Here is a 24,192-nt window from a genome sequence, read left to right as displayed (position 1 = left end):
CAAGTCATGAGTACCCCAGCCACGCAAGGCCCCCACACCCGCCCCGCCCGTTTCAGCCCCGAGGAATGGGAGGCCCGCGTGCAGCTGGCCGCCGCCTACCGCATCTTCGACCGCATGGGCTGGACCGAGCTGATCTACAACCACATCTCGTTGCGCGTGCCCGGCGAGCCGGGGCACTTCCTGCTCAACCCCTTCGGCCTGCACTACTCCGAGGTGCGGGCCTCGACTCTGGTCAAGGTCGATGTGCGCGGCAACATCGTCGGCCACTCGGACTGGCCCATCAATCCGGCCGGCTTCACCTTCCACGGCGCCATCCACGAAACCCTGCCCGAGGCCCATTGCGTGATGCATGTGCACACCACGCCGACGATGGCCGTGTGCTGCGCCGAGAACGGCCTGGAGTTCACCAATTTCTACGCCGCCCAGCTGTTCGGCAAGGTGGCGTACCACGACTTCGAGGGCATCACCGTGCACCTTGAGGAGGGCCAGCGCATCCTGCAAAGCGCCGGTGACAAGCCGGTGCTCCTGCTGCGCAACCACGGCCCGGTGACCATAGGCTTCAATCTCGCGAACTGCTTTTCGCTGATGTGGCTGCTGAACCGCGCCTGCGAGGTGCAGCTGGCCACCCACAGCATGGGCAGGGCCCGCGCCATTCCCGATGAGGTGTTGAAGGGCTGCGTGCGCGACTCCTTGAACTTCAACCCGAAGTTTGGTGCCGGGCAGGATGCGTTCGATGCAATGCAGCGGCTGATTGACCGCGAGGATCCGTCCTACCGGAGCTAGAGATTCCCAGCAGCAGACGCAGGCCGGGCACCCGCCGCGCCAGCACAAAGCCCACGGCGCACAGGGCAAAGCACAGCACGATCAGCAGCGGCCCCTCGATGGCCGCCGGCAGGCCCAGCGGCAGCAGCAACCGGGTCAGCAGCACGATCACCGTCTGGTGCAGGATGTAGACGCAGAACACGGCCGAGGTCAGCGTAGCGCGCCAGCGATGCTCGGCATTGAGATGCCGCCGCGCATGGCCGCATAGCGCGACGAGGCACCACCACTGCATCGCGCCGTACAGCGCCCGCTGGGCCCAGCGCAGCGCCTCGGGCGGGGCCACCTCGCGGTAGTGATCGAAGTACAGCATCACCAGAACCCAGGCCAGCGCGGCCAGGCCAGAGGCCGCCCAGCGATACCGCTGCGCCAGTTCCCAGAAGCTGCTTTGCGCCAGCAGCAGACCGGTCAGGAACAGGGGCAGGTATTGCGCGTGGTTGTACCAGTCCCAGACCAGATTGTGGGTGCCCGGAAACAGCCCCACCAGACCACGGGCCGCCATCAGCGGCAGGGCCAGCACCAGCAGCAGGGTCGCGGCGGTGCCATGTCCCCCGAGCCAGGCAGCACAGCCCTCGCTCAAGCGCGGCCACAGACGCAGCAGCGCCCAGCCGATCAGGCTGTAGACCCACAGGTAGGGCAGGAACCACAGGTGGTTCCAGGTCGGCAGGATCAGGCAATCCGTGCCGCGACAGAAGCCCTTGTAGGCCTGCAGATAGAGCTGCATGAAGTCCAGATAGCTGCCGGCATAGGCTACCTTGGTGACGACCTCGTAGTAGGCCTGCGGCGGCACGATCACCAGCATGCCGAACAGCAGGGGCCACAGGAGGCGCTTGCTGCGCGAGCGCACAAAGCCGCCGCCGCGCTGCATCAGGAAGCTGCTGGCCGCGCCAGCGATCAGGAACAGCAGGCCCATGCGCCAGGGCGAACTGAGCTGCATCCAGATCTCCAGGCTGGGGTGCAGCTCGGCGCTCTTCACATGCCAGTCCCAGCTGACGTAGTACATGCCCACGTGATAGGGCACCAGGAGCGCGAAGGCGAAGATACGCAGCCAGTCCAGGAAGTACTGGCGTTGCGCCGGAGGTGTCGAGGTAGTCATGGGCGCAGCTTCGCCGCTGGCGCATCAGCCGCCAAGCGCCGCGGGGCGAGTTGCACCGCCGCCGGGGCGAGCCGCCTACTTCAGCCTTGCGCGGTAGCTGCGCGACACCCGCAGCTGCTGACCCGAGCTCAGGGTCAGATTCGCCTCGCCATACGGCAAGGGGGCTATGGCCTGGATGTGCGCGGCGTTCACCGCATGGCAGCGGTGCACGCGCACAAAGCGCGCGGCCGCCGGATGCTCCAGAAAGGCAGCCAGGCTGCGCCGCTCCAGATAGCTGTGCGGCGGCGCATGCAGCTCGATGTAGTTGTCGGCTGCGGCCACCCACTCGATCTCGGCCAGCGGCAGCTTGTGCAGGCCGCCCTGGCGCAGCACCAGCCAGTGCGCGGCCACCGGTTGCAGCTGCTGCAGCGCGCTCAGCAGGGTGCCCTGAGCCGGAGGCGGCTGGGCCAGCCGCGCCGCGAGACGCTGCACCGTCTGCGCCAGGCGCTCGGGGACATAGGGCTTGAGCAGATAGTCGACCGCATTCAGGTCGAAGGCCCGCAGCGCATGCTCGTCATAGGCGGTGCAGAAGGCGATCTGCACGGCCGGCCATTGCTGCTGCAGCTTCAGCGCCAGTTCCAGACCGCTCATGCCCGGCATCTGTATGTCCAGCAGCACCGCATCGAGCCGCTCTCGCTGCAACAGCGCCAGGGCCTGCTCGGCATCGCCGGCCTCACCCAGCCAGCTGACCTCGGGCATGGCCTGCAGCAGGCGCCGCAGCTTGGCCAGCGCCGGCGGTTCGTCGTCGACGATCAAGAGCCTCATGCATCCTGCTCCATAGGCAGGGCCAGGCTCAGCACGCTGCCACCGGCCGCGCCGGCACGCAACGCCACCATCGCCCCCGGGCCGAAGTGGCCCAGCACCCGTGCACGCAGATTGGCCAGCCCCAACGCACCCTCGCGCTCGGTGCGCTGCGGCGCAGCGCCACTGTTCTCGACCGCCAGATGCAACACCCGACCCTCGACCCAGGCGCGCACCGCAACCTCGACGCTGGCGCTGCTGGCCGCCACGTCATGCTTGATCGCGTTTTCCACCGGCGAGATCAGTAGCAGGGCCGGCAGCCGGCATTGCCGCGCCGCATCGGACGCCTCGATGCGCACCTGCAGCCTGGGCCCGAAGCGCGCCTGCATGATGGCCAGAAAGGGCTCCACCAGCTGCAGCTCCTGGGCCAGGCTGTGCCAGCCCGCCTGCTGCGCGGCCAGCGCCTGGCGCAGCAGATCGGCCAGCTGGCAGAGGATGCGGTCGGCCCGCGGCACGTCCTCGCACATCACCGAGGAAATCAGGTTCAGCGTGTTGAACAGAAAGTGCGGCTGTATCTGCTCGGCCAGGCGGTTCAGCTGCGCCTCGGCCAGCTCGGCGCGCAGCCGGGCCAGCTCATGCTGGCGGCGCTGCGCGTCGAGGTAGAGATGCAGGCCATGGCAGAAGCCGACGAAGGTGCCGTAGGACACCAGATCCTTGCCCGTCTCGTAGGCCAGAATCTGCAGCACCGAGCCCGGCTCGTAAACCACCGGGCTCAGCGCATAGATCGCCCAGCGCAGGGTGAACATGCCACCGACATGGACCGCCACATAGGCCAGCGCGCCCAGCAGATGCAGGCCTACCCGGGCCGACAGGCTGGCGTGATGCAGCACGCGCAGATGCCAGCGGTAGATGGCAATGCCCAGCGGACCGATCATCAGCACCGAGCTGAACTCCCACAGGAACGGCTCCCAGAAATGGCGGCCGCCGCTGGCCAGATAGTGCTGCAGCTCGGCCACGCTGAGCAGCAGCGCGATCGTCAGCAGCAGGCCGGCATAGGCCCACCACAGGCTCTGCTGCAGGGCATCGTTCGAATGGGAGGGCGTGGCATCGGCAGGCATGGGGCGAACGGTAGCACTGCCCGCGCGATACTCGGGCCATCCTGTCTCAAACTCCATCCATCATGAAGATCTGCATTGTTGGCGCCGGCGCCATCGGCGGCTGGTTCGCTGCCCATCTGGGCCATCGCGTGGCATCGGAAGTCCAGCTCTCGGCCCTGGCCCGCGGCGCCACCCTGGCCGCCCTGCGCGAGCATGGCCTGCGCATGGACTCGAACGGCGAGCGCATCCACGTGCCCATCACCGCCAGCGACCGGCCCGAGGACTTGGGCCCGCAGGACCTGATCGTCATCGCCGTCAAGGGCCCGGCCCTGGCCGCCGTGGCGCCCGCCGTCAAGGCGATGCTGGCGCCGCACACCAGGGTGCTGGTGGCGATGAATGGCGTGCCCTGGTGGTTTTTCGATGGCCTGGGTGGGCCCTGCGAAGGCCTGCAGCTGGAGTCCGTCGATCCGGGCGGTTTCGTCGCCGCGGCCATCCCCAGCCACCAGGTGATCGGTTGCGTGGTCCATGCCAGCTGCGCGGTGCCCGAGCCGGGCCTGGTCAGGCATGTGATGGGCATGGGCCTGATCATCGGCGCGCCCGAGGGCGGCCGCCCCGAGCACATCGATCAGCTGGCCGCGCTGCTGAGCCGTGCCGGTTTCAATGCCACCGTATCGGAGCGCATCCAGAAGGACATCTGGTACAAGCTCTGGGGCAATATGACGATGAACCCGATCTCGGCGCTGACCGGCGCCACCTGCGACCGCATCCTCGACGACGAACTGGTGCGCGGCTTCGTCACCGCCGTGATGCGCGAGGCCGCGGCCATAGGCGCGCATATCGGTTGCCCGGTCGATCAGACCCCGGAAGAGCGCCACGAGATGACGCGCAAGCTGGGCGCCTTCAAGACCTCGATGCTGCAGGACGCCGAGGCCGGCCGGCCGCTTGAGCTGGCCGCCCTGGTCGGCTCGGTGCGCGAGATCGGCCAGCACATCGCCCTGGCCACGCCGCACACCGACGCGATGCTGGGGCTGACGCGGCTGATGGCGCAGACGCGCGGGCTTGCTTGACTGAGCTCAGGCCAGCAGATACTCCCGCGCCATCTCACGCGCGCGGTGCAGCCGGCTCTTGGCCGCCGCGACGGTCAGGCCCAGGCGCTCGGCGATCTCGACCATGCTCAGCTCCTCGAAGTCGCGCAGCAGCAGCACCTCACGATAGTGCACGGGCAGCGACTGCAGCGCGCGGCTGAGGTCCAGCCGCAGCTCGTCGTTGTTGCGGCCGGCCACCCAGTGCTCGACCTGCGTCTCGTCATAGGGGTCGTAGCGCAGCGCCACGCGCCCGAGGCGCCGGCACTCGCGCTGCACGGTCAGGAACAGCCAACCCGACAGCGCCGCCAGCACGCGCAGGCTGTGCAGGCGGCGCGCCAACACCAGCAGGGCCTCCTGCACCGCGTCATCGACATCGCTGATCAGGCAGTGGCGCTGGGCATAGCGGCGGATGTCCGGCCGGCACAGGCGCAGCAATTGCGCCATGGCCGCCACATCACCGCCATGGGCGGCCTGCAGAACCGGCAGATGCTGGGGCGGCAGCGCCATCGTCAATGTCCCTTGTCGAGCCTGCGCCCGACCATGGCACAGGCCGGACAGAAGCCCAGCAGACCCGACACCACAGCGCCCGCTGCGCTGGCCGCCACCAGCCAGCCGATGGTGTCGGGCCAGGCGATCAGGGCCCCCACGGCAACCAGCACTCCGACGACGACGCGCAGCACGCGCTCCCAGTTCGGCACATTCTTCATATAAAGCATCTCGGCTCCTTCAAGCGGTTGGTGTGAACAGGAGCTAAGAGGAGGGCACAGTGCGATCCGGTGCGCGCACTTACAACTTGTTGCATTTCCCGGTTGGCCAGTCGTGGGCACCCCATCCCTCCGATGGGTATTGCCAAGCAAGGCTGTGAAGCCTAGGCTGCGCCACCACAGCAGCAAGGACATCGGCATGCGCATCAAACCAATCCCCCAAGGGCTTTTGATCTTGCTGTTGGCCAGCACAGGCAGCGCCCAGGCCATTGTCGGTGGCATAGACACCAGCGCCTTCGGTCAGGTCTCCAACGGCGTGCAGATCGCGCCCAACTGGGTCGTCACCGCCCGCCATGTGGGTCTTGGCCTGGGCGACACATTCAGCAACGGCTATGGCTCCAGTCCCGTGGCCGCACGCTACAACATGGGCGGCGGCGCATTCCCCTTGAACGACCTGGCCCTGGTGCGATTGGCCGACAGCATCAACGCGCCGGTGCTGAACCTGAATGCCAGCGCCTTGGGCGCCGGCAGCAGCTACGACATTGCGGCCACCATCGTGACCGGCCGCAACCAGGTGCCGCGCGGCTATGCCTGGAGTTCGGTGCGCGAGTTCATGCCCACCTATGACGAAGACGATGCCGGCCCCATGCCCCCGCTGGACGTGAACTGGCTGGTGACCTATCTGGACGGCTTTGGCGCGCCCTATGTGCAGGGCGGAGATAGCGGTGGCGCCCTGTTCCTGGGCCAGATAGACCATGCCGATGCCAACTCGCTGTTGTGGGGCATTGCCTCGGCACAGCTCTACGACGAGGACGCCAACCAGCAGGCCATCAACTACCGGTCGGGCTTTGTGCAACTGGCCAGCTACCGCAACTGGATAGACAGCACGATGAGCACCGACCTGGCCGACGGCCAGATGGCCAGCTGGATGATCAGCAGCGTGCCCGAACCCGCGCCACAGGCACTGCTGGCGCTGGGCCTGCTGGCACTGGCCTGGCGTCGGCACCGCCTGCGCTAGATCTGCATCAGCGCGGCCTGCAGCTCGGCAAAGAACTGGCCGACATGCAGGCCGTCCATCAGCGCGTGGTGCACGTCCACCGACACCGGCATCCAGGTGCGATCCCCCTCGCGGGCAAAGGCACCGAAGGCCAGCTTGGGCACCGAGTCGATGCCGTCCATCGGTCGGGCATGGCTGAAGCTGGTGAAGCTGAGCCAGGGAATGGTGGTCATATGGACCAGGGCCTGGTCATCGGGGGTGTCACCCAGCTCGGGCTGATCGGGGCGTTTGGCCGCCTCCAGCACCGGTCTGGCCGCCTCTACGAAGCGGCCGAAGTCGCGGTCGAAGCGCAGCTGCGTGAAGCCCAGGGTTTGATCCTCGCGCAGCACCGCAGCACCGGCATGGACCACCTCATGCACGAGCACCCGCGGGCCTTCCGGGCCCGCCTCCAGCCGGTAACGAAAAGCCTCGACCGCATGCACAGCGCGCAGCGCCGCATGGTGGTAGGCCAGAAACGGTGTGGCGCCCGGCAGCTGGCGCACACGCGCCAGCATGGGCCCCACCTCGACGCGCCCGCACAGACTGAAGAAGGGGTTGCCGAGGCGACGGAAGTGTTCGAAGGTGGCGCGCCGTGGCCAGCGTTCTAGGTCCAGATATTGAGGCATGGTTTCGGATTCAGGGGAGATGTCAGGCAAAGGGCCGGATCCCGATCAGCGCCGCATGGGCCCAGAAGGCAAACAGCGCCCACACCGCCACCCCGGCCACCACAGCGATCGCCGTGTTGGCGGCGGTGCCGGCCGCAGGTGCCGGGGCACCGGCACGGTCACGCTGGCGGCAGGCGCGGAAGTCAAGCACGGCCCAGATCAGGAAGGCACCGAACAGCACCAGATCGGCCAGCGTGTTGTTGGCCAGCAGATGGGCCAGGGCCCAGACCTTGACGCCCAGCAGCATCGGGTGGCGCAGCCGGGCCTTGATGTGGTTGCGCGGCAGCTGCGAGGCAGCCACCAGCACGAAGGCGATCAAGGTCAACAGGGCAGCCAGATGGCTCATGCCGCGCGGCGTGGCCCACAGCACAACCGGCTCCAACCGTGCCTGGCCATAGCCCCAGATGATCAAAGCGAAGCCCGCCAGGGACAACAGACTGTAGGCCCCCTTCCAGGCCGATTCACCGATGCGGGCGCGCTGGGCACTGCGCCAGCCGTCGGCAAATATGCGCACCGAATGCACGCCCAGAAACAGCAGCAGTCCCAACACCATATAGGCCATGGTCTCTCTTCCTTGCTTGTTGATGAATCGCGGCCACCGTTGGCGCACATATTCCGACGCTTGGCGGCGCAGGCGCAGGCACGCATCAACGCCAAACGCTACATTGCAGCACGAACTTGCCGCCAGCTCCAATACTCACTTGATTGCCCTCACCTCCCACCCGCTGCTGCGCGCCTGGCCGGTCGTCGCCCAGGCGCTGTTGTTCTGGGCCTTTGCCGCGGCGCTGCTGGCCTCGGCGATGCCCGGCCTGGGCAGCTTCGGCCGGCTGCTGCTGATCAGCGAATGCGTGGGCCTGAGCATGCTGGCCGGCGCGGCGCTGCTGGGCTTCTGGATGAAGGCGCACCATTTTGGCGGCCGCTGGCGCTTGCCCCTGGCCTGGCTGGCCGCGCTGCCACTGGGCTACACGCTGGGCCACGGTTTGGCCTTCCTGCTGCTCGGCGAGCCGGTGTTCCTGTTCGGCCATGTGCAGGACCGTATGGTGCCCATCCTGTTCACCGCCCTGACCGCCGCCCTGGGCCTGCTCTACTTCGCCACCCGCGACCGGCTGGCACGCGAGCAGGCCGTGGCGGCTCAGGCCGAGTTGCGGTTGCTGCGCGCCCAGCTGGAGCCTCATATGCTGTTCAACACGCTGGCCAATCTGCGCACGCTGATCGAGGAAGAGGGCCAAGGCCCGCAGGCGCTGGCCATGCTGGACCAGCTGATCGTCTATCTGCGCAGCGTGCTCGCCGCCTCGCGGGCCGAAACCTGCAGCCTGCGCACCGAGTTCACCCAGCTGCGCGCCTATCTGGAGATCATGCGTTTTCGGATGGGCCCACGGCTGAGCTACGAGCTGGATCTGCCCGAGGGCTTGCAAGACCTGACCCTGCCGACGATGCTGCTGCAGCCGCTAGTCGAGAACGCCATCCGCCATGGCATCGAGCCCCGGGTCGGGCCGGGCCGCATCGAGGTTCGCGCGCGGCGCACCGACGCGGGTCTGGAGATCGCCATCAGCGACACCGGCCCGGGCCTGGACCCGGCGCTACCGGCCGGCTATGGCCTGCAGCATGTGCGCCAGCGTCTGCTTGCCGCATACGGACCGGCGGCCGGTCTGAGCCTGATGAGCGGGCCCGGCGGCGGCCTGGTGGTGACCGTCGAGGTGCCGCAGTGAGCCCGCCCCGAGCGCTGATTGCCGAGGACGAACCGGCCCTGGCCCGCACCTTGAGCCGTCTGCTGGGCCAAGCCTGGCCAGAGCTGCAGATCGTCGCCCTCGCGGAGGACGGCCTGGCCGCCACCGATCTGGCCCTGCAACTGCTGCCCGATGTGGTGTTTCTGGACATCAAGATGCCCGGCCGCTCCGGCCTGGATGTGGCGGCCGGCATTGCCGATGACTGGCCCGAGGACAGGGCGCTGCCGCTGATCGTCTTCGTCACCGCTCACGACGAGTTCGCCCTGCCAGCCTTCGAGCATGCGGCGCTGGACTATGTGCTGAAGCCCGTCAGCGCCGAGCGCCTGCAGCGCACGGTACTGCGCCTGCGGCAGGGCCTGGGCGGCCGCGCCGCACCTGCCCGCAACGAGCAGGCTGCCCTGGTCCAGCGTATGCAGGGCCTGGCGCCCGAGGCGGAGCCCCAGCCGCGCATCAAGGTCATACGTGCCGGCGTCGGCAATCTGGTGCGGATGATTCCGGTCGGCGAAGTGATCTGCTTCGAGGCCACCGACAAGTATGTCAACGTCGTCAGCACCGGCGGCGAGGCGCTGGTGCGCATCAGCCTGCGCGAGATGATGACACGCCTCGACGGCGCCGAAGACTTCATCCAGGTGCACCGCAGTGTGATGGTCAACAGCGCCAGGATCCTGAGCGCCACGCGCGACGAGATCGGCCACTACCACCTGCAGTTGCAGGGCCTGGCGCGGCCCATCAAGGTCAGCCGCGCCTTCGGCCATCTGTTCCGGCCGATGTAGTTGTCTACTTGCTGAGGAACTCGGCAATGGCCGGAGCCGCAACGAGCATACCCGCCCCCAGCGCATCGGCATGGCCGCCGGGCAGGTCCAGCTCACGGAACTCGGCCGGCGTGCCCTGGGCCTGCAAGGTTGCCACGGCGCGCCTGGACAGGGCCGGCGGGAAGATCAGATCCGAGTTGATGGCCAGGAACAGCGAGCGGGCCTTGATGCGGGCCGGCTGCACCGTCGGCAGCTGCAGGGCCTTCAGGGTGTAGAGCCACATATTCGCCTCCATGCCCTTGGCGCGGGCCTCGCCGATCTTCGTCAAGGTGGCATCGACCGCATAGGCGTGCTCCAGCGCCGCAGCGGGGTTCAGCGCGGCATCGGCCCAACGCAGGCCAAGGGCTTTGTCGGCCCAGGCATAGCTCAGCGCATCGAAGGTCACCAGCCGCATGGCCTGGGCAAGGCCGGCCTGCGGCTCGGCCTTGCCGTAGTAGTCACCGCCGGCCCAGTTCGGGTCGGCCTTGACGGCCGCGCCCCAGGCACTCATCTTGGCAATCGCATAGGCGGGGCTTTCGACCCCGGGCCCGACGATGGACAGCAGGCGCTGCACCCGCTCCGGATAGGCCGAGGCCCATTCCACCGAAGCCCAAGCCCCGGCCGAGGCCCCGATCACTGCATGGACCTTGGTGATGCCCAGCGAGTCGAGCAGGGCGCGCTGCACCTCGACATTGTCTCGCGTGGCCAGCACCGGAAAGCGCGGGCCATAGGGCTTGCCGGTGTCGGGGTCAAGGGTTGCCGGGCCGGTGGTCACCACCGTCGGGGACTTGCTGTTCGGGTTGGCCAGCGCGTCGACAGCGATGACGAAGAAGCGGTCGGTGTCTATGGCCTTGCCGGCGCCGATCAGCGCGTCCCAATAGCCCGGCGCGGCATCGCTGGCCGCGTACCTGCCGGCAGCGTGCGAGGTGCCGGTGATGTAATGGTTGATCAGGATGACGTTGTCGCGTGCGGCATTCAGCCGGCCATAGGTCTCGTAGCCGATGCGCAGCTGCTTGATGGTCTGGCCGTTGACCGTCTGGTAGCTGGCCAGGCCGAAGGGCTGTTTGTGCACCGGGCCGTCGTAGGCCTGGGCCGATGAGGAAGCGAGCGCTGCGCAGAGCAGGGTCAGGCGAAGCAGGGTGGGAGTCATGGGAATCCTTGGCAGGTGTGCAGAAGCCTGCACTGTCGCGTCTCGTCGCGCAGCACGTACCCGCCTTGTCGGCCAACGGTCGCCTGCCGACCGCCAGCGGTTGCCGGTGATGACCGAAACGTAGTGGCACGCTATATTGCGCCGATATATCAACACCCTGCTGGAGTGCAAAGATGACTGTTGGCGTCGGCGGCAAGACCGCGGAACAGGCCCTGGCGGCCCTGGAGAACATGATGGCCGGCACCACGCCGATAGGCCTGGACGAGCACCGCCAGCGCATCGCCCGGGCCCAGGCGCGGATGCGCGAGCTGGGTTATGCCGCCCTCTACGCCCATGCCGGCACGAATATGACCTACTTCTCGGGCACCGTCTGGTACCCCAGCGAGCGCATGGTCGGCGTCATCATCCCGGCCGAGGGCGCGCTGGAATACATCGCCCCGGCCTTCGAGGCGGGCACCCTGCGCGACTACATGGGAGTGCCCGGCGGGGTCAATACCTGGCACGAGCATGAGAGCCCCTATGCGCTGGTCCATGCCACGCTGGCACGCATGGGCGTGGCAGCAGGGGCCGTGATCGGCCTCAGCGAGGACTGCCCCTTCTTCATCACCGATGGCCTGGCCCAGGCCGGCGAGGCCTACCGATGGAGGAACGCCAAGCCGGTGACGGCCGGCTGCCGGATGCGCAAATCGGCCAACGAGATCGCGCTGATGCAGCGGGCGCACGACATGACCCTGGCCGTGCACCAGGCCACGGCCAGCATGCTCCAACCCGGCATCTCGACCCTGGAGGTCGAGGCCTTCATCGCCCAGGCCCACCGCAAGGTCGGCGCCCGCGGCTCCTATTTCTGCATCGTGCTGTTCGGCGCCGCCACCGCATTCCCCCATGGCGTGAAGGAGCCGCAGCTGCTGAAGGACGGCGACATGGTGCTGATCGACACCGGCTGCCTGGTGCACGGCTATATGTCGGACATCACGCGCAGCTATGTGTTCGGCACGCCCGACGAGCGCCAGCGCCGCATCTGGGATCTGGAAAAGGCCGCCCAGGCCGCCGCCTTCGAGGCCGCCCAGTTGGGCGTGGCCTGCAAGGAGGTGGACCGCGCCGCCCGCCGCGTGCTCGCCGCCGGCGGCCTGAGCGGCGGCTATGACCTGCCCGGCCTGCCCCATCGCACCGGTCATGGCTGCGGCCTGGACATCCACGAGTGGCCCTATCTGGTGGACAGCGACGACACGCCGCTGGAAGCCGGCATGTGCTTCAGCAACGAGCCGATGATCTGCATGCCCGGCGAGTTCGGCATACGCCACGAGGACCATGTGTTCATGACGGCCGAGGGGCCGCGCTGGTTTACCGAGCCGGCGCACTCGATCGACGATCCGTTCAGGCTTGGCTGAGCAGCAGCGCCTGCATCTGTTCCACCGCCATGGCGCGGTGGAATAGCCAGCCCTGGGCCTCGGTCACGCCCAGCGCCAGCAGGGCCCGGCGCTGCTCCTCGGTCTCGACGCCCTCGGCGGTGATGTCCAGGCCCAGGCTCAGCGCCAAGGTGATGATGGTCTGGACGATGGCACGGCTGCTGGCGTCATGCGGCAGGTCGGAGACAAAGCTGCGGTCTATTTTCAGCCGGTCCATCGGCAGGCTCTTCAGCTGGCCCAACGAGGAAAAGCCGGTGCCGAAATCGTCCAGTGACACGCGCACGCCCAGGTCACGCAAGCTGCTGAGCACGCGGCGCATCGCCGCGCCGTTGCCGAACAGGCTTTCGGTGACCTCGACCTCCAACCGCTCGGGCGCCAGTCCATGGCGCTGCAAGGTGGTGCGCACCAGGTGCAACACATCCTCCTGCTCGAACTGGCGCACCGAGATGTTCACCGCCACCCGCATCAAGCCCTGACCGGCGTACTGCCAGGCGGCGGCCTGGGCACAGGCCTGGTCGAGCACCCAGGCACCGATCGGGCAGATCAGGCCGGTGGCCTCGGCGATCGGGATGAAACGGTGGGGTGGCACCGCACCCAGCTCGGGATGCTGCCAGCGCAACAGCACCTCGGCACCCAGCAGACGGCCCGTGTCCAGCTCGACCATGGGCTGCCAGTGCAGGCTCAGCTGACGCAGCTCCAGCGCGCGGCGCAGGCCCTGCTCCAGCTGCATATGAGCGGCCGCCACATCGGCCAGGGCGTGCTCGTAGACGGCGGCGCGGCTGCGCCCGCGTGCCTTGGCCTCATACATGGCCGCATCGGCGGCCTTCAGCAGGCCGTGGGCCGTGCTGGCATGCTGCGGGAACAGGGCCACGCCTATGCTGGCCGTGACGCTGACCGACTGCGCGCCCAAACTCACCGGCTTGGCGATCGCGTTCAGCAGCTTCTGCGCCAGCAGCAGGGCGGCACCGTTTTGGCCGGGGTCGTGCATCAGCACGACGAACTCGTCGCCGCCCAGCCGTATCGCCAGGTCTTCGCGGCGCAGCAGGGTCTGCAGGCGGTCGGCAACCGCCATCAGCAGATCGTCGCCGCAGTCATGGCCCAGCGTGTCATTGATGTTCTTGAAACCATCGAGGTCGATGAACAGCAGGCCGAAGGGCGCGCTGGCCTGGGCAGCGCGCACCGTGCGCGCATGCAGCGCCTCCTGCAGCTGCAGGCGATTGCCCAGACCGGTCAGCGGGTCGTGCAGGGCCTGATGGCGCAGCTCGTACTGGGTGGCGCGGATCTCGCTGATGTCGGAGAAGCTCAATACATAGTGGCTGACCTGACCGCGCTCGTCGAGCACGGCGCACAGATGCTCCAGGGCCGGGAACAGGCTGGCGTCGGCACGGCAGCACATCACCTCGCCCTGCCGCGGCGCCGGGCCCGACCGAGAAGACTCCGCCAGGGCCGGCTGGTCACCGTGGCGACGGGCGTAGAGGAAGTCGTCCGGCCGGCGGCCCCGTACCTCGGCCTCGGTCCAGCCGGTCATGCGGCTGAAGGCGGGATTGCAGCTGAGCACCTGCTGCGTTGCGTCGAGAAACAGGATCGCCTCCTCGGTGGCATCGAATACCACCAGGGCCTGGCGCAGCCGGGTTTCTCGCTCGACGCGGGCCGAGACGTCGCGCACCATGCCCATCACCAGGCGTTCGGTGGCGAAGCGTCGTGCATGCAACTCCAGCCAGCGGGTAGGCGCTGCACCGTCCTGCCAACGGCAGGTCAGGTCGATCGGTTCGCCGCGCTGCAGCAGGGCATCGAAGGCCTGCTGGCCGGCCTCGTCCAGGCCCGCCAGCAGACCGCCCAGACCTTGGGTGGCGGCCAGGCCGGCGAGGTCATCGCTGAGCGCCTGACCGCTCCAGTTGAGCCTCTTGCCGCCGTCGTCGAGCTCCAGCACCATCAGCCGCGCCGACTCCAGCGCCAGTTGCAGGCGGCGCTGAGCGCTCTCGGTCTTGCGCTCTTCCTGGCGGCGCACCAGGGCCATCCGCACGGTGGCATTGAGCTCGCGCAGCTCGAAGGGCTTGAGCAGATAGCCATAGGGCGCGGCCTGGGCGGCTCGCGTCAGCGTTTCGGGCTCGCCATAGGCGGTGAGGAAGACCACCGGCACCGACAGGCGCTCGCGAATCTGGCGCGCCGCGCTGATGCCATCGCTGCCGTCATCCAGATGGATGTCCATCAGCACCAGATCGGGCAGGGTGGACTCGGCCATGCGCAGCGCATCGGGCTCGTTGGCGGCAATGCCGACGACATCGAAACCCAGTTGCTCCAGGCCGCTGCGCAGGTCCAGCGCGACGATGCGTTCATCCTCGACAATCTGCACCCGCAGTGGTCGGTCAAGCAGATCCAGCATCTTGTACTCCCTGGTAGGGCCTGCTAACACTACGTCCGCCTGTGCGAACAGGGCTGAAAGGGCCCCAATCTAGGCGGACGACGACGCCCAGGCTGGCCGCCTGGGCTAGGAGTTCAACGACGAGTGGGGCCCTTTCAGCCCCGCTCCCGAAGGGTTGCCACACAAATCGCCGTGCACGTCGTTGCAAAGCCTCACCGGGGGACCTACCCCGGTTTCGTTTTGCGCCTAGTTCACGGCGATTTGTGTGGCAACGCATCAGGCAGACGTAGTGTTAACAGGCCCTGTTGATCTGCAGCAAAAGGCGCCAGTGCGTGCCACGCCTGCCACCGCTGTCCAGCAGCTCCAGCTTGGCCCGGCACTGCTCGGCAAGCACCGGCAGCAGCTGAAAGCCCAGGCCTCCGCCCTGACCGGGCTCCACGCCCTCGGACAGTCCGGCACCGTCATCGCCGACGTCGAGCTGCACCTGCCCGCTGCCGTCGTCCGTCAGTTCGACGACGATCTGACCCGCAACGCCGCCAGGAAAGGCATGCTTGATCGAGTTGGTCACCAACTCGTTGACCAGCAGCCCGCAGGGAATGGCGCGCTGTAGATCGATGCGCAGGCCGGCGTCGGGCGCCACAATCTGCAGGCGCACGGTCGAGCCTGCGCCGAGATAGGTGTCGCGTAGCAGGCCACCCAGACGCCGGATGTAGGGCCCCAGCTCCAGCGCGCTGAAGTCGGCGCGTTCGTAAAGCAGCTGGTGCATCAGCGCCATCGCACGCACCCGGCTCTGGCTGTCCTGCAAGGCCACCTTGACCCCCGGCTCGGCGTTGCGCGCCTGCAGATTGAGCAAGCTGGAAATGATCTGCAGATTGTTCTTGACGCGGTGATGCACCTCGTTGAGCAACACCGTCTTCTCCCGCAGCGCCCTTTCAATCTCCATTTGCGCCGCGCGCCGATCGGTGACATCGCTGATGGTCGCCAGCACCTGCTGGTCATTGCCCTCGCGCAAGGGATTCAGCGCAATCTCGACCGGAAACTCGCTGCCATCGCGGCGCAACGCAAACAGCTCCTGACGCTGCGCCATCAGCCGGCGCTGCGGCTGCCGCAAGAACTGGCGCACCAGGCCCACATGCCCCGAGCGCTGGCGCTGCGGCACCAGCTCGTGCACCGTCATGCCCACCATCTCTTCGGCGGAATAGCCAAACATCATCGCCATGCTCGGGTTGGCGACCAGGATCGCGCCATCGCTGCCGACCAGACATTTGCCCATGGTCGAACCCTCGAACACGCGGCGATAGCGGTCCTCGCTGTCGCGCAACGCGCGCTCGCTGGCCCGGCGGGTATTGATGTCGATGCCCGAGGCAATCAGATGGGTGGTGCGTCCCTCGGCGTCGTGCAGCGGCGCCAGCATGAAGTCAACCGCCATGCGACTGTCGCCGGCCATTCGAACCTCAACATCCCGGCGCAAGGTCTCACCCAGGGCGACGGCGCGCTGGGCGCTTTGGCGCAACCAGTCCTGCAGGTCCGGGTCATGGCTCCACCAGTAGGTGTCCCAGAAGGGTTTGCCGCGCACCTCTTCGAGGCTGACCCCTCCGGCCTCCAGCGGCGCGCGGTTGGCTTCCTGCAGCACGCCTTCCGGGCTGAGCACGCCGACAAACACGAACAGGCTGTCGAGCACCCGGCGCAAGCGCTGCTCGCCCTCCTCCCTGATCAGCCGGGCCTGACCCTCCAGCGAATGGTTGACCGCCTGCACCAGCACACCGATGACCCGACCCTCGGCGTCCTTGATGGGCATATAGCTGGCCTGCCAGTCCGAGACCTCGCCCGGTACGCTGGGCACCTCGGCGGCGACGCGGAAGTTGGCACGGCCCTGGCCGCTGTCCAGCACCGCCTGCAACAGAGGCACGAGCTGATCGGCCGCCTTGGGCAGCACCTCGCGCACGCTGCGCCCCAGATGCTCGGCCACACCGAGCCCATTGGCCCTGGCCAGCAACTCGTTGATCTGCACATAGCGCAAGTGCCGGTCCAGCACCGCCAGGCCCATCGGCAAGTCGCAGCCCATCAAGGCCTGCAGGCCTGCGGCCGCCAGCGTCAGATCTGCCCGCTCAGAAGACGACATACAACCCCCTTGACGACGCCGAGCCTGTGAGACTCACGTCGGGTGGAGGCTCCGTGTCAGGACCGGCAGCGCTGCAAGAAGAAAGTTGATGACAGCGTTAGGGAGCATGCGCTGCGACCCGGGCCTCACTTGAGTTATATCAAGGATGCGGGCCCTGTGCACGTTTCCATAGGTTCGTCGCGGGCGCAAGGCGCCCCGCCCGGACGCAAAAGGGCTAGAACACGTGCCGCAGACTCCACAGCAGGGTCGGATAGAGCACACCCCAGGTGAAGGCCAGCACGATCAACGCCTTGGCCGGTACCAGCAGGCGCTGGCCGCGCCCACGCTGGACAACCTGATGAACATTCATTGCTTGCATCGCTGACTCCTTTGATCGGATGAGCCCCACGCACGCAAGACACATGCCAATAATTTGCAGCAAAAAGGTGCAATACCCGCCACGGCATCAAGTTGGCATCAAATACGATGCACCAAGATGGCGAACGCTACCAGGGCTGGCGTGGCCAGGCCAGCGGTAGCGACAGCTCGGCGGCCTCGCGCCTGCCAGACGCCAGCCAGTGGCCCAGCAACCCGGTCTGGTTCCGATCAAACAACACCGGCGTGTGACCGGTCTGCGGAATGTGCACCAGGGTCATGTCTTGCGTTTTCTGCATGCGGCGCAGGGTGGGTGCAAGCAGGGCATCGGATTGCATGCCGTGCAGCACCAGCAGCGGGCAGTCGAGCCGGCGCCAGGCCTGCCACTGGTCCACCGCCTGCTGGGCATCGGTGCGGTAGGCCTGCAGCGCGCGCGGGTCCAGCCGGTAGACGCGGCCGGCGTTCTCGCGCGACCAGCGGGTCTGGTGCCAGGCCAGGAACAGGCGGATATCTTCCGGCACCGGGCCGTCGTTCTTGTGCGAGGCCCCGACGCGCCGCATGATGTCGGCCGGCGAGCGGAACACGTAGTGGCGCGCCAGCGTGTTGGCCCGCTTCAGGCGGCGCGCGCGCGGGATGTGCGGACCGACGTCATTGAGTATCAAGCGGCTGACCAGGGAAGGATTGCTGGCGGCCAAGGCTAGGCCGACCGAGCCGCCCATCGACGAGCCGAGCAGCGCCACCGGCCCGCCGCCGAGGTGGGCGATCAGCTGGCGCAGCTGCTCAACGTAGGTGTCGCGCGCGTACTCGCATTCGTCGGCCAGCCAGCCCGATTGGCCACGACCCAGCCAGTCCGGGGCGATCACGCGCCAGGCGCCGGCCGGGTGGCGGCTCAGGTCGGCGGCCAGAAAGCTGAAGCGCATCGCGGTGTTGGCCACGCCGCCGCAGCAGATCAGTATCGGTGCATCGCGCGGCCCCCAGTCGGCATAGGCCACCGGCGTGGTGTAGGGCCGCTGCAGGCGCCGGGGTACGCCCTGCTGCAGACGCAGCGGCTGGCGGTAGTCGAAGGAGCGCAGCTGGTACAGACCGGCAAAGCGCCGGTCCAGGCGCTCGGCGGCGGCGCTCCAGTCGGTCCAGAGTCCGTTCGCCAAACTCATTCGCGCGGGCTCCCGCCATGCTCGCGTTCACGCTCGCGCTGGCGCAGCACGTCTATCATCACATTGAAGGTGCGGGCCAGCAGGCCGATCTCGTCGCGGCGCCTGACGGTGACGGTGGCGGCATCGAAGTCGCCGTTTTTCAGCGCCTGCGCGGCCTGGGTCAGCTGCTTGATCGGTCGCACGATGCTGCGCGCGAACAGCAGGGCCAGGCCCAGGAACAGCAGCCCGACCAGGGCGACGCTGATCAGCAGGTGAGTGAACAGCTGCTGCAGCGGCGCCTCGAACTCCTCGCGCGCCTCGCTGACCACCACCGTCCAGTCATGGCCCGGCACCGGCGCGAAGCCGGCCACCTCGGCGCGCTGGGTCACGGCCGACTGGTAGTCCACATGGCCCATGGTCTGCGTGCTCTTGATCGCCGCCGCCAGCTCGGGCAGATTCAGGCTGCCGATGTCGTTGCGGCGAAAGCGCTGATCGGCGCGGATGGCGGCCAGGGTGTCGGCGCTCAGCGGCATCAGGCTGCGGTAGAGCAGGTCCTCGCGCGGGTGGTAGATCAGCACGCCGTCGCCATCGATCAGCATGGACACCCGCTTGGCTTCGTCCTGCACCTCGTCGAGGATGCTGGCAAAGCTGGATGCGCGGATGCGCAGCACGACGGCGCCGACGACTTGCTTGCTTGCATCAAAGATGGGCTCAGCGTAGAACATGCCCGCCGCCCCGGCCACCGCCCCGACGACGATGCCGGTCACATAGGACTGGCCCTGCATCGCCGACTTGAAATACTGGCGGAAGGCGAAGTTGCGGCCGATCAGTTCGGCGTCGCTGGACACCAGGGCCGTGCCCTTGGCATCCATCACCATGATCAGATGGATGTCGCGGTTCGCGGCCACCAGACGCTCCAGCTTGCTCTTGATCGCATCACGGTGCGCCGGCTCCGGATGGGCCAGGAAGGCGGTGAAATCGCCATCGGTGCCCAACGACCGTGCCAGCTTCTGGCTGTCGCCTATCAGCTGGGCCAGGCGCCCGGCCGTGCTGCGCGCCAGCTGCTCCAGATTGCGCAGCTCGCTGGTCGAGACGGCTGCCAGGCTGCCATTGAGGTTGTAGTAGGCGGTGATCAGCATCGGCAGCAGCGCCGTCAGCACCATGGCCACGGCCATCTTCACCGCCAGCGGCCAGGCGCCCGGGTGCAGCACCTGGACCAGGCCGCGTGCCGCGCGCTGCAGGCCCTGGCGTGGCTTGCGCACCAGGGCGGCGCCGCCCTGAAGCACATCGCCGGAGCGCAGCGCATCGCGAAGGCTCAAGTTCGAGGCCTGGGCCGCGAACAGCAGGGTGCGCCACTCGGCCACATCGCGCGGCCTGGCCTTGGGGTCGGGGTTCAGCGCCCAGTCTATGGCCTGCAGAAAGCTCTCGCTGTAGCGGCCACGGCCGACCTCCACCGCGGCCGGCATCGGATCCCTCGGCAGGTGGGTGGCGCTGGGCGAGGACTGCGAAATCATCCAGCGGCTCTCGGCATCGGGCGGCTTCTTGCCGCTGATCATCCAGTACAGCGTGGCTCCCAGCGCGTAGATATCGGTCCAGGGGCCCTGCTCGCCCAGGCCGTACTGCTCGATCGGCGCATAGCCAGGGGTCACGACCACGGTGGCCGGGTCGCTGACGGCCACCGCCTGGCCGGCCGAGCCGAAATCCAGCAGCACCAGCCGGCCGTCCTCCTGGCGCAGCTGGATGTTGTCGGGCTTGATGTCGCGGTGCAGAAAGCCGGTGGCATGGACCACGGCCAGGCCGTCCAGCAGCGGCTGCAGCAACCGCGCCAGGCCCTTCTCGCCGATCTCGCTGTGCTGCGGCCACCAGCTCTTCAGCGAGGCGCCCTTCTCATACTCCAGCACCATATAGGCGGTGTCATGAGCCTCGAAGAAGCGGGCCACGCGCACGATGTTCGGGTGGCGAAAGCTGGCCAGCGTGCGGGCCTCGACCAGAAAGCTGTCCAGCCCCTGCTGGTAGCGCTCGCGGTGCTCGCTGGCATTCGGCGATACGCTGCGCGTCGACGAGCGGAAGGCGATGTCCTCGGGCAGATACTCCTTCACCGCCACCGGCGCATTCAGGTTCACATCGGTGGCCAGATAGGTGATGCCGAAGCCCCCCTGGCCCAGTACGGCGTCGATGCGGTACTCGTGCAGCCTGAAGCCCACCGGCAGCGCGATCGCATTGCCCTTGGGCAGCGGCGGGCGGCGCGGGGGTGGCGGCGCGGCAAGTGCAGGCGCCGCGCCCGGCCCGGGCAGCACCTGGGTGACGCGAGGCTTGATGACGGTGGCGTCTTCGTCATGACGCGGCACCTGCGGGCGCCGCCGCGAGCTGTCCAGAATCGTCGCGTCGGGGTCCTCCGCCGCGGCCACGCCCGAGCGCCCCTGGATCACCGTGGGATCGTCGTTCGGGTTCGAGGCGGGTGGCTGGGCCATGGCAGCGATGCGGTGGGGGCCGGACATCATGCCGCAGGCGCTTGCATTTGTTACGCCATCCGGTCGATGCGCACCGCCAAGACCACCGAGGTGGTGGTTTTGATCACGCCTTCCATCTCGCCGATTTCGTCCAGCAGCGCATCCAGCCGGGTGGTGGACTCGGTGCGCAGCAGGGCCATGTAGTCGAACTCGCCGCTAACCGAGCTGAGCTGGCGCAGTTCCGGCAGCCGGGTCAGCCGCCGAATCACCTCTTTCGCCGCCTTGGGGCTGATGCTCAGGCCGACGAAGGCCTGCACCGCCCGCTCGGCCGCCTCGACGCCCAGGCGCACCGTGTAGCCGACGATCACCGCGTCGGCTTCGAGACGCGCCAGCCGCGCCACGATGGTGGTACGCGCCACGCCCAGCTTGCGTGCCAGATTGGCCGTGCTCTCGCGGGCGTTGGCCTGCAGCAGCGCGATCAGGTCGCGGTCCAGCTGGTCTTTCGGCGCGCCCGGCGCGCTCGGAACGGGGGTGGAAGCATCGCTCATGGATAACCCTTGAATCGGACGTATCGATTGAATCTGGTGACGATACGTCAAAGTTTCGATCTTATCCGTCGAACTCATGCTTTCTTTCGTCATTGGTCACTCCTAGACTGCGGCGCAACACCACCCGCTTTGGAGACCCCCATGAAAGTTGCACTGCTAGGCGCCGGACACATCGGCCAGACCATTGCCCGTTTGCTGCAAGGCAGCGGTGACTACCAGGTAACGGTGATGGACAAGAGCGCCGCGGCGCTGGCCAAGCTGGAGCCGGTCGGTGTCAAAACGCTGGTGGTCGACACCGAAGATGCCAAGGCCCTGTTCGCCGCGCTGAAGGGCCAGGAGACGGTCATCAACGCACTGCCCTACCACCTGGCCATCACCGTGGCCCATGTCGCGCTGGAAGCCGGCTGCAACTACTTCGATCTGACGGAAGACGTGGCCGCCACCAAGGAGATCAAGCGCATCGCCGAGGGCGCCAAGACCGCCTTCATGCCGCAGTGCGGGCTGGCGCCCGGCTTCATCGGCATCGTCGCCCATCACCTGGCCAAGAGCTTCGACTCGCTGCACGACGTGAAGATGCGCGTCGGCGCGCTGCCGGCCTTCCCGACCAATGCCTTGAAGTACAACCTGACCTGGAGCGTGGACGGCCTGATCAACGAGTACTGCCACCCCTGCGAAAGCATCCACGACGGCGAGACCATCGCCGCCTTGCCACTGGAAGGCCTGGAGCACTTCTCGCTGGACGGCACCGAGTACGAGGCCTTCAACACCTCGGGCGGCCTGGGCACGCTGTGCGAAACCCTGGCCGGCCGCGTGCGCAATCTCGACTACAAGACGGTGCGCTACCCCGGCCACCGCGACCTGATGATGATGCTGCTGCACGACCTGCAGCTGAAGAGCGACCAGGAGACGCTGAAGAACATCATGCGCAAGTCCATGCCCGCGACGATGCAGGACGTGGTGCTCGTGTTTGTGACCGTCTCCGGCATGCGCGGGGGCAGCCTGGTGCAGGAGGTGTTCGCCCGCAAGATCTTTGCCGACCGCGATGAGGCCGCGCCGCTGTCCGCCATCCAGATCACCACCGCCGCCGGCATCTGCGCCGCCGTCGACCTGTTCCGCGAGGGCAAGCTGCCCCGTGCTGGCTTCATCCGTCAGGAGCAAGTAGAGTTGCCGGCTTTCCTGGCGAACCGCTTCGGCAAGGCGTACCAGCAGTCGCGGCAGGTTGAGTCCATCGGGTGAGTGACGGAGCAAGCAAAAAATGACGACACAAGTGAATGATCTGCTGAATGCCCTGGGCGTCAGCGAAGCCGCCCGCAGCGGCGGCACCCTGGCCGTGCGCTCGCCGATCGATGGCGCCCAAATCGGCGCCGTGCACGAGGCCACCGTCGCCGACATGCAGGCCGCGATTGCCCGCAGCCACGCCGCCTTCCTGGTCTGGCGCAATGTGCCGGCACCCAAGCGCGGCGAGCTGGTGCGGCTGTTCGGTGAGGAGCTGCGTGCGCACAAGAGTGAACTTGGCCAGTTGGTCGCGCTGGAGGCCGGCAAGGTCACCAGCGAGGGTGACGGCGAGGTGCAGGAGATGATTGACATCTGCGACTTCGCCGTCGGCCTGTCGCGCCAGCTCTGCGGCCTGACGATTGCCTCCGAGCGCCCCGGCCACCGCATGATGGAGCAATGGCTGCCGCTGGGCGTGGTGGGCATCATCAGCGCCTTCAACTTCCCCGTCGCCGTCTGGGCCTGGAACTCGGCCCTGGCCCTGGTCTGCGGCAATGCCTGCGTCTGGAAACCTTCGGAAAAGACACCGCTGACGGCACTGGCCACGCAGGCGCTGTTCGAGCGCGCGCTGGCCCGCTATGGCGCCGATGCTCCGGCCCATCTGTCCCAGGTGCTGAACGGCGGAGCGGCCGTTGGCGAGGCCCTGGTCGAGCACCCCAAGGTGGCCCTGCTGTCGGCCACCGGCAGCACCCGCATGGGCCGCGCGGTCGGCCCCAAGGTCGCAGCACGCTTCGGCCGCAGCCTCTTGGAGCTGGGCGGCAACAACGCCATCATCGTCACGCCGTCGGCCGATCTGGAACTGGCCGTGCGCGGCATCCTGTTCGGCGCCTATGGCACGGCCGGCCAGCGCTGCACGACGACGCGCCGGCTGATCGCCCATGAAAGCATCCACGACGAGCTGGTCGCCCGCCTGGACCGGGCCCGCGCCAGTCTGAAGATAGGCAGCCCGCTGGAGGCCGGCACCCTGGTCGGCCCGCTGATCGACAAGGCCTCGTTCGACCACATGCAGCAGGCGCTGCAGCAGGCCCGCGCCGAGGGCGGTGAGGTCAGCGGCGGCACCCGTGCGCTGGCCGAGCAGTACCCGAACGCCTGGTATGCCGTGCCGGCCCTGGTGCGCATGCCCGCGCAGACCCAGGTGGTGCGCCAGGAGACCTTCGCGCCGATTCTGTACACCCTGCGCTACAAGACCCTGGACGAAGCGATCGCGATGCAGAACGACGTGCCGCAGGGCCTGTCGTCGGCGATCTTCACCAATGATCTGCGCGAGGCCGAGACTTTCCTCAGCGCCTCGGGTTCCGACTGCGGCATTGCCAACGTCAATATCGGCACCTCGGGCGCCGAGATCGGCGGCGCCTTCGGTGGCGAGAAGGAAACCGGCGGCGGCCGCGAATCGGGCTCGGACGCCTGGCGCAATTACATGCGCCGCGCGACCAACACGGTCAATTACTCACGTTCGCTGCCGCTGGCTCAGGGCGTGAAGTTCGACGTTTGAGTTGTGTAGCCCGGATGAAATCCGGGCTACAGACTGAAACAAATCTTGATCTGGGCGAAGCCGCGTTGAAACACGCGGCTTCGATGATGGCAACTCGGAACCG

The 24,192-nt window shown here is 67.6% G+C and carries 22 protein-coding genes; 8 read left to right on the top strand and 14 right to left on the bottom strand.

The window, feature by feature from the left end; translation table 11 throughout:
- The first annotated feature begins 6 nt into the window (after window positions 1-6).
- The gene (locus tag DES47_RS08310; protein ID WP_133700214.1) at window positions 7-783 is read left to right on the top strand and encodes a class II aldolase/adducin family protein; all 777 of its coding nucleotides are present in this window, start codon (window positions 7-9) and stop codon (window positions 781-783) included.
- Here the strand turns inward: DES47_RS08310 and DES47_RS08305 are convergent.
- The 3 genes from DES47_RS08305 to DES47_RS08295 all read right to left on the bottom strand — a co-directional run bounded on the left by DES47_RS08305 (window position 698) and on the right by DES47_RS08295 (window position 3,813).
- Complete coding sequence (locus tag DES47_RS08305; RefSeq protein ID WP_133700213.1) at window positions 698-1,915, bottom strand: acyltransferase family protein; 1,218 nt, start codon at window positions 1,913-1,915, stop codon at window positions 698-700. The genes DES47_RS08310 and DES47_RS08305 overlap by 86 nt on opposite strands.
- Window positions 1,916-1,990: 75 nt before the next feature.
- Window positions 1,991-2,719, bottom strand: a complete 729-nt coding sequence (locus DES47_RS08300; RefSeq protein ID WP_133700212.1) for a LytR/AlgR family response regulator transcription factor — start codon at window positions 2,717-2,719, stop codon at window positions 1,991-1,993.
- Window positions 2,716-3,813: a sensor histidine kinase gene (locus DES47_RS08295; RefSeq protein ID WP_166651914.1), complete on the bottom strand. Its 1,098-nt coding sequence runs from the start codon at window positions 3,811-3,813 to the stop codon at window positions 2,716-2,718. Before DES47_RS08295 ends, DES47_RS08300 begins: the two co-directional genes overlap by 4 nt.
- Before the next feature lie 62 nt (window positions 3,814-3,875).
- On the opposite strand from DES47_RS08295, the gene DES47_RS08290 reads away from it, so the two are divergent.
- Window positions 3,876-4,859 (top strand): 2-dehydropantoate 2-reductase, encoded by a 984-nt coding sequence (locus tag DES47_RS08290; RefSeq protein ID WP_133700210.1) that lies wholly within the window; start codon window positions 3,876-3,878, stop codon window positions 4,857-4,859.
- A 6-nt stretch (window positions 4,860-4,865) separates the two neighbouring features.
- Here DES47_RS08290 and DES47_RS08285 read toward each other — a convergent pair whose 3' ends face one another.
- Both DES47_RS08285 and DES47_RS08280 read right to left on the bottom strand, forming a co-directional pair.
- Window positions 4,866-5,384, bottom strand: coding sequence for an RNA polymerase sigma factor (locus DES47_RS08285; protein WP_133700209.1), 519 nt, complete (start codon window positions 5,382-5,384; stop codon window positions 4,866-4,868).
- Between the two features lie 2 nt (window positions 5,385-5,386).
- Window positions 5,387-5,593 (bottom strand): YgaP-like transmembrane domain, encoded by a 207-nt coding sequence (locus DES47_RS08280; protein WP_133700208.1) that lies wholly within the window; start codon window positions 5,591-5,593, stop codon window positions 5,387-5,389.
- Between the two features lie 187 nt (window positions 5,594-5,780).
- On the opposite strand from DES47_RS08280, the gene DES47_RS08275 reads away from it, so the two are divergent.
- Entirely contained in the window at window positions 5,781-6,599 is an 819-nt protein-coding gene (locus DES47_RS08275) for a trypsin-like serine protease (protein WP_133700207.1), read from the top strand.
- On the opposite strand, the gene DES47_RS08270 is transcribed toward DES47_RS08275, so the two are convergent.
- Window positions 6,596-7,243, bottom strand: coding sequence for a CatA-like O-acetyltransferase (locus DES47_RS08270; RefSeq protein WP_133700206.1), 648 nt, complete (start codon window positions 7,241-7,243; stop codon window positions 6,596-6,598). The genes DES47_RS08275 and DES47_RS08270 overlap by 4 nt on opposite strands.
- 22 nt (window positions 7,244-7,265) lie before the next feature.
- A complete protein-coding gene (locus tag DES47_RS08265; RefSeq protein ID WP_133700205.1) occupies window positions 7,266-7,844 on the bottom strand; it encodes an NnrU family protein in 579 nt (192 codons plus the stop codon).
- A 139-nt stretch (window positions 7,845-7,983) separates the two neighbouring features.
- Between DES47_RS08265 and DES47_RS08260 the strand changes: the two genes are divergently transcribed.
- Both DES47_RS08260 and DES47_RS08255 read left to right on the top strand, forming a co-directional pair.
- Complete coding sequence (locus tag DES47_RS08260) at window positions 7,984-8,991, top strand: sensor histidine kinase (RefSeq protein WP_166651913.1); 1,008 nt, start codon at window positions 7,984-7,986, stop codon at window positions 8,989-8,991.
- Window positions 8,988-9,782: a LytR/AlgR family response regulator transcription factor gene (locus DES47_RS08255; protein ID WP_133700203.1), complete on the top strand. Its 795-nt coding sequence runs from the start codon at window positions 8,988-8,990 to the stop codon at window positions 9,780-9,782. Before DES47_RS08260 ends, DES47_RS08255 begins: the two co-directional genes overlap by 4 nt.
- Window positions 9,783-9,786: 4 nt before the next feature.
- On the opposite strand, the gene DES47_RS08250 is transcribed toward DES47_RS08255, so the two are convergent.
- Window positions 9,787-10,950, bottom strand: a complete 1,164-nt coding sequence (locus DES47_RS08250) for an alpha/beta fold hydrolase (RefSeq protein WP_133700202.1) — start codon at window positions 10,948-10,950, stop codon at window positions 9,787-9,789.
- A gap of 173 nt (window positions 10,951-11,123) precedes the next feature.
- Between DES47_RS08250 and DES47_RS08245 the strand changes: the two genes are divergently transcribed.
- Complete coding sequence (locus tag DES47_RS08245; RefSeq protein WP_133700201.1) at window positions 11,124-12,338, top strand: M24 family metallopeptidase; 1,215 nt, start codon at window positions 11,124-11,126, stop codon at window positions 12,336-12,338.
- Here the strand turns inward: DES47_RS08245 and DES47_RS08240 are convergent.
- From DES47_RS08240 to DES47_RS08220, 6 genes are all read right to left on the bottom strand, one after another.
- Window positions 12,325-14,739 (bottom strand): two-component system response regulator, encoded by a 2,415-nt coding sequence (locus tag DES47_RS08240; protein ID WP_133700200.1) that lies wholly within the window; start codon window positions 14,737-14,739, stop codon window positions 12,325-12,327. The two genes, DES47_RS08245 and DES47_RS08240, sit on opposite strands and share 14 nt — an antisense overlap.
- 271 nt (window positions 14,740-15,010) lie before the next feature.
- Window positions 15,011-16,840, bottom strand: coding sequence for a PAS domain-containing protein (locus DES47_RS08235; RefSeq protein WP_133700199.1), 1,830 nt, complete (start codon window positions 16,838-16,840; stop codon window positions 15,011-15,013).
- A 214-nt stretch (window positions 16,841-17,054) separates the two neighbouring features.
- Complete coding sequence (locus DES47_RS28670) at window positions 17,055-17,198, bottom strand: hypothetical protein (RefSeq protein WP_166651912.1); 144 nt, start codon at window positions 17,196-17,198, stop codon at window positions 17,055-17,057.
- A gap of 127 nt (window positions 17,199-17,325) precedes the next feature.
- Window positions 17,326-18,348, bottom strand: coding sequence for an alpha/beta fold hydrolase (locus DES47_RS08230; RefSeq protein ID WP_133700198.1), 1,023 nt, complete (start codon window positions 18,346-18,348; stop codon window positions 17,326-17,328).
- A complete protein-coding gene (locus tag DES47_RS08225) occupies window positions 18,345-20,828 on the bottom strand; it encodes a protein kinase domain-containing protein (RefSeq protein WP_133700197.1) in 2,484 nt (827 codons plus the stop codon). The genes DES47_RS08230 and DES47_RS08225 overlap by 4 nt, the downstream gene beginning before the upstream one ends.
- Window positions 20,829-20,848: 20 nt before the next feature.
- Window positions 20,849-21,325 carry an Lrp/AsnC family transcriptional regulator gene (locus DES47_RS08220; protein WP_133700196.1) on the bottom strand — a complete coding sequence of 159 codons (477 nt, stop codon included), beginning with the start codon at window positions 21,323-21,325 and terminating at the stop codon, window positions 20,849-20,851.
- A 141-nt stretch (window positions 21,326-21,466) separates the two neighbouring features.
- Here DES47_RS08220 and DES47_RS08215 point away from each other — a divergent pair, with 141 nt between their 5' ends.
- Both DES47_RS08215 and amaB read left to right on the top strand, forming a co-directional pair.
- Window positions 21,467-22,561, top strand: a complete 1,095-nt coding sequence (locus DES47_RS08215) for a saccharopine dehydrogenase family protein (protein ID WP_133700195.1) — start codon at window positions 21,467-21,469, stop codon at window positions 22,559-22,561.
- A 19-nt stretch (window positions 22,562-22,580) separates the two neighbouring features.
- The gene (gene amaB, locus DES47_RS08210) at window positions 22,581-24,089 is read left to right on the top strand and encodes an L-piperidine-6-carboxylate dehydrogenase (protein ID WP_133700194.1); all 1,509 of its coding nucleotides are present in this window, start codon (window positions 22,581-22,583) and stop codon (window positions 24,087-24,089) included.
- Window positions 24,090-24,192: the final 103 nt, after the last annotated feature.

The sequence above is a fragment of the Roseateles toxinivorans genome (assembly GCF_004362525.1).
Lineage (GTDB): Bacteria > Pseudomonadota > Gammaproteobacteria > Burkholderiales > Burkholderiaceae_C > Paucibacter > Paucibacter toxinivorans.
Note: the sequence above shows the minus strand (reverse complement) of the source record. Positions and strands in the feature narration are given on the sequence as shown.

Bases quoted from the DNA above. Each gene is read 5' to 3' on its own strand.
- DES47_RS08310 (WP_133700214.1), top strand. From the start codon at position 7: ATGAGTACCCCAGCCACGCAAGGCCCCCACACCCGCCCCGCCCGTTTC.
- DES47_RS08305 (WP_133700213.1), bottom strand. From the start codon at position 1,915: ATGACTACCTCGACACCTCCGGCGCAACGCCAGTACTTCCTGGACTGG.
- DES47_RS08300 (WP_133700212.1), bottom strand. From the start codon at position 2,719: ATGAGGCTCTTGATCGTCGACGACGAACCGCCGGCGCTGGCCAAGCTG.
- DES47_RS08295 (WP_166651914.1), bottom strand. From the start codon at position 3,813: ATGCCTGCCGATGCCACGCCCTCCCATTCGAACGATGCCCTGCAGCAG.
- DES47_RS08290 (WP_133700210.1), top strand. From the start codon at position 3,876: ATGAAGATCTGCATTGTTGGCGCCGGCGCCATCGGCGGCTGGTTCGCT.
- DES47_RS08285 (WP_133700209.1), bottom strand. From the start codon at position 5,384: ATGGCGCTGCCGCCCCAGCATCTGCCGGTTCTGCAGGCCGCCCATGGC.
- DES47_RS08280 (WP_133700208.1), bottom strand. From the start codon at position 5,593: ATGCTTTATATGAAGAATGTGCCGAACTGGGAGCGCGTGCTGCGCGTC.
- DES47_RS08275 (WP_133700207.1), top strand. From the start codon at position 5,781: ATGCGCATCAAACCAATCCCCCAAGGGCTTTTGATCTTGCTGTTGGCC.
- DES47_RS08270 (WP_133700206.1), bottom strand. From the start codon at position 7,243: ATGCCTCAATATCTGGACCTAGAACGCTGGCCACGGCGCGCCACCTTC.
- DES47_RS08265 (WP_133700205.1), bottom strand. From the start codon at position 7,844: ATGGCCTATATGGTGTTGGGACTGCTGCTGTTTCTGGGCGTGCATTCG.
- DES47_RS08250 (WP_133700202.1), bottom strand. From the start codon at position 10,950: ATGACTCCCACCCTGCTTCGCCTGACCCTGCTCTGCGCAGCGCTCGCT.
- DES47_RS08245 (WP_133700201.1), top strand. From the start codon at position 11,124: ATGACTGTTGGCGTCGGCGGCAAGACCGCGGAACAGGCCCTGGCGGCC.
- DES47_RS08240 (WP_133700200.1), bottom strand. From the start codon at position 14,739: ATGCTGGATCTGCTTGACCGACCACTGCGGGTGCAGATTGTCGAGGAT.
- DES47_RS08235 (WP_133700199.1), bottom strand. From the start codon at position 16,840: ATGTCGTCTTCTGAGCGGGCAGATCTGACGCTGGCGGCCGCAGGCCTG.
- DES47_RS28670 (WP_166651912.1), bottom strand. From the start codon at position 17,198: ATGCAAGCAATGAATGTTCATCAGGTTGTCCAGCGTGGGCGCGGCCAG.
- DES47_RS08230 (WP_133700198.1), bottom strand. From the start codon at position 18,348: ATGAGTTTGGCGAACGGACTCTGGACCGACTGGAGCGCCGCCGCCGAG.
- DES47_RS08225 (WP_133700197.1), bottom strand. From the start codon at position 20,828: ATGATGTCCGGCCCCCACCGCATCGCTGCCATGGCCCAGCCACCCGCC.
- DES47_RS08220 (WP_133700196.1), bottom strand. From the start codon at position 21,325: ATGAGCGATGCTTCCACCCCCGTTCCGAGCGCGCCGGGCGCGCCGAAA.
- DES47_RS08215 (WP_133700195.1), top strand. From the start codon at position 21,467: ATGAAAGTTGCACTGCTAGGCGCCGGACACATCGGCCAGACCATTGCC.
- amaB (WP_133700194.1), top strand. From the start codon at position 22,581: ATGACGACACAAGTGAATGATCTGCTGAATGCCCTGGGCGTCAGCGAA.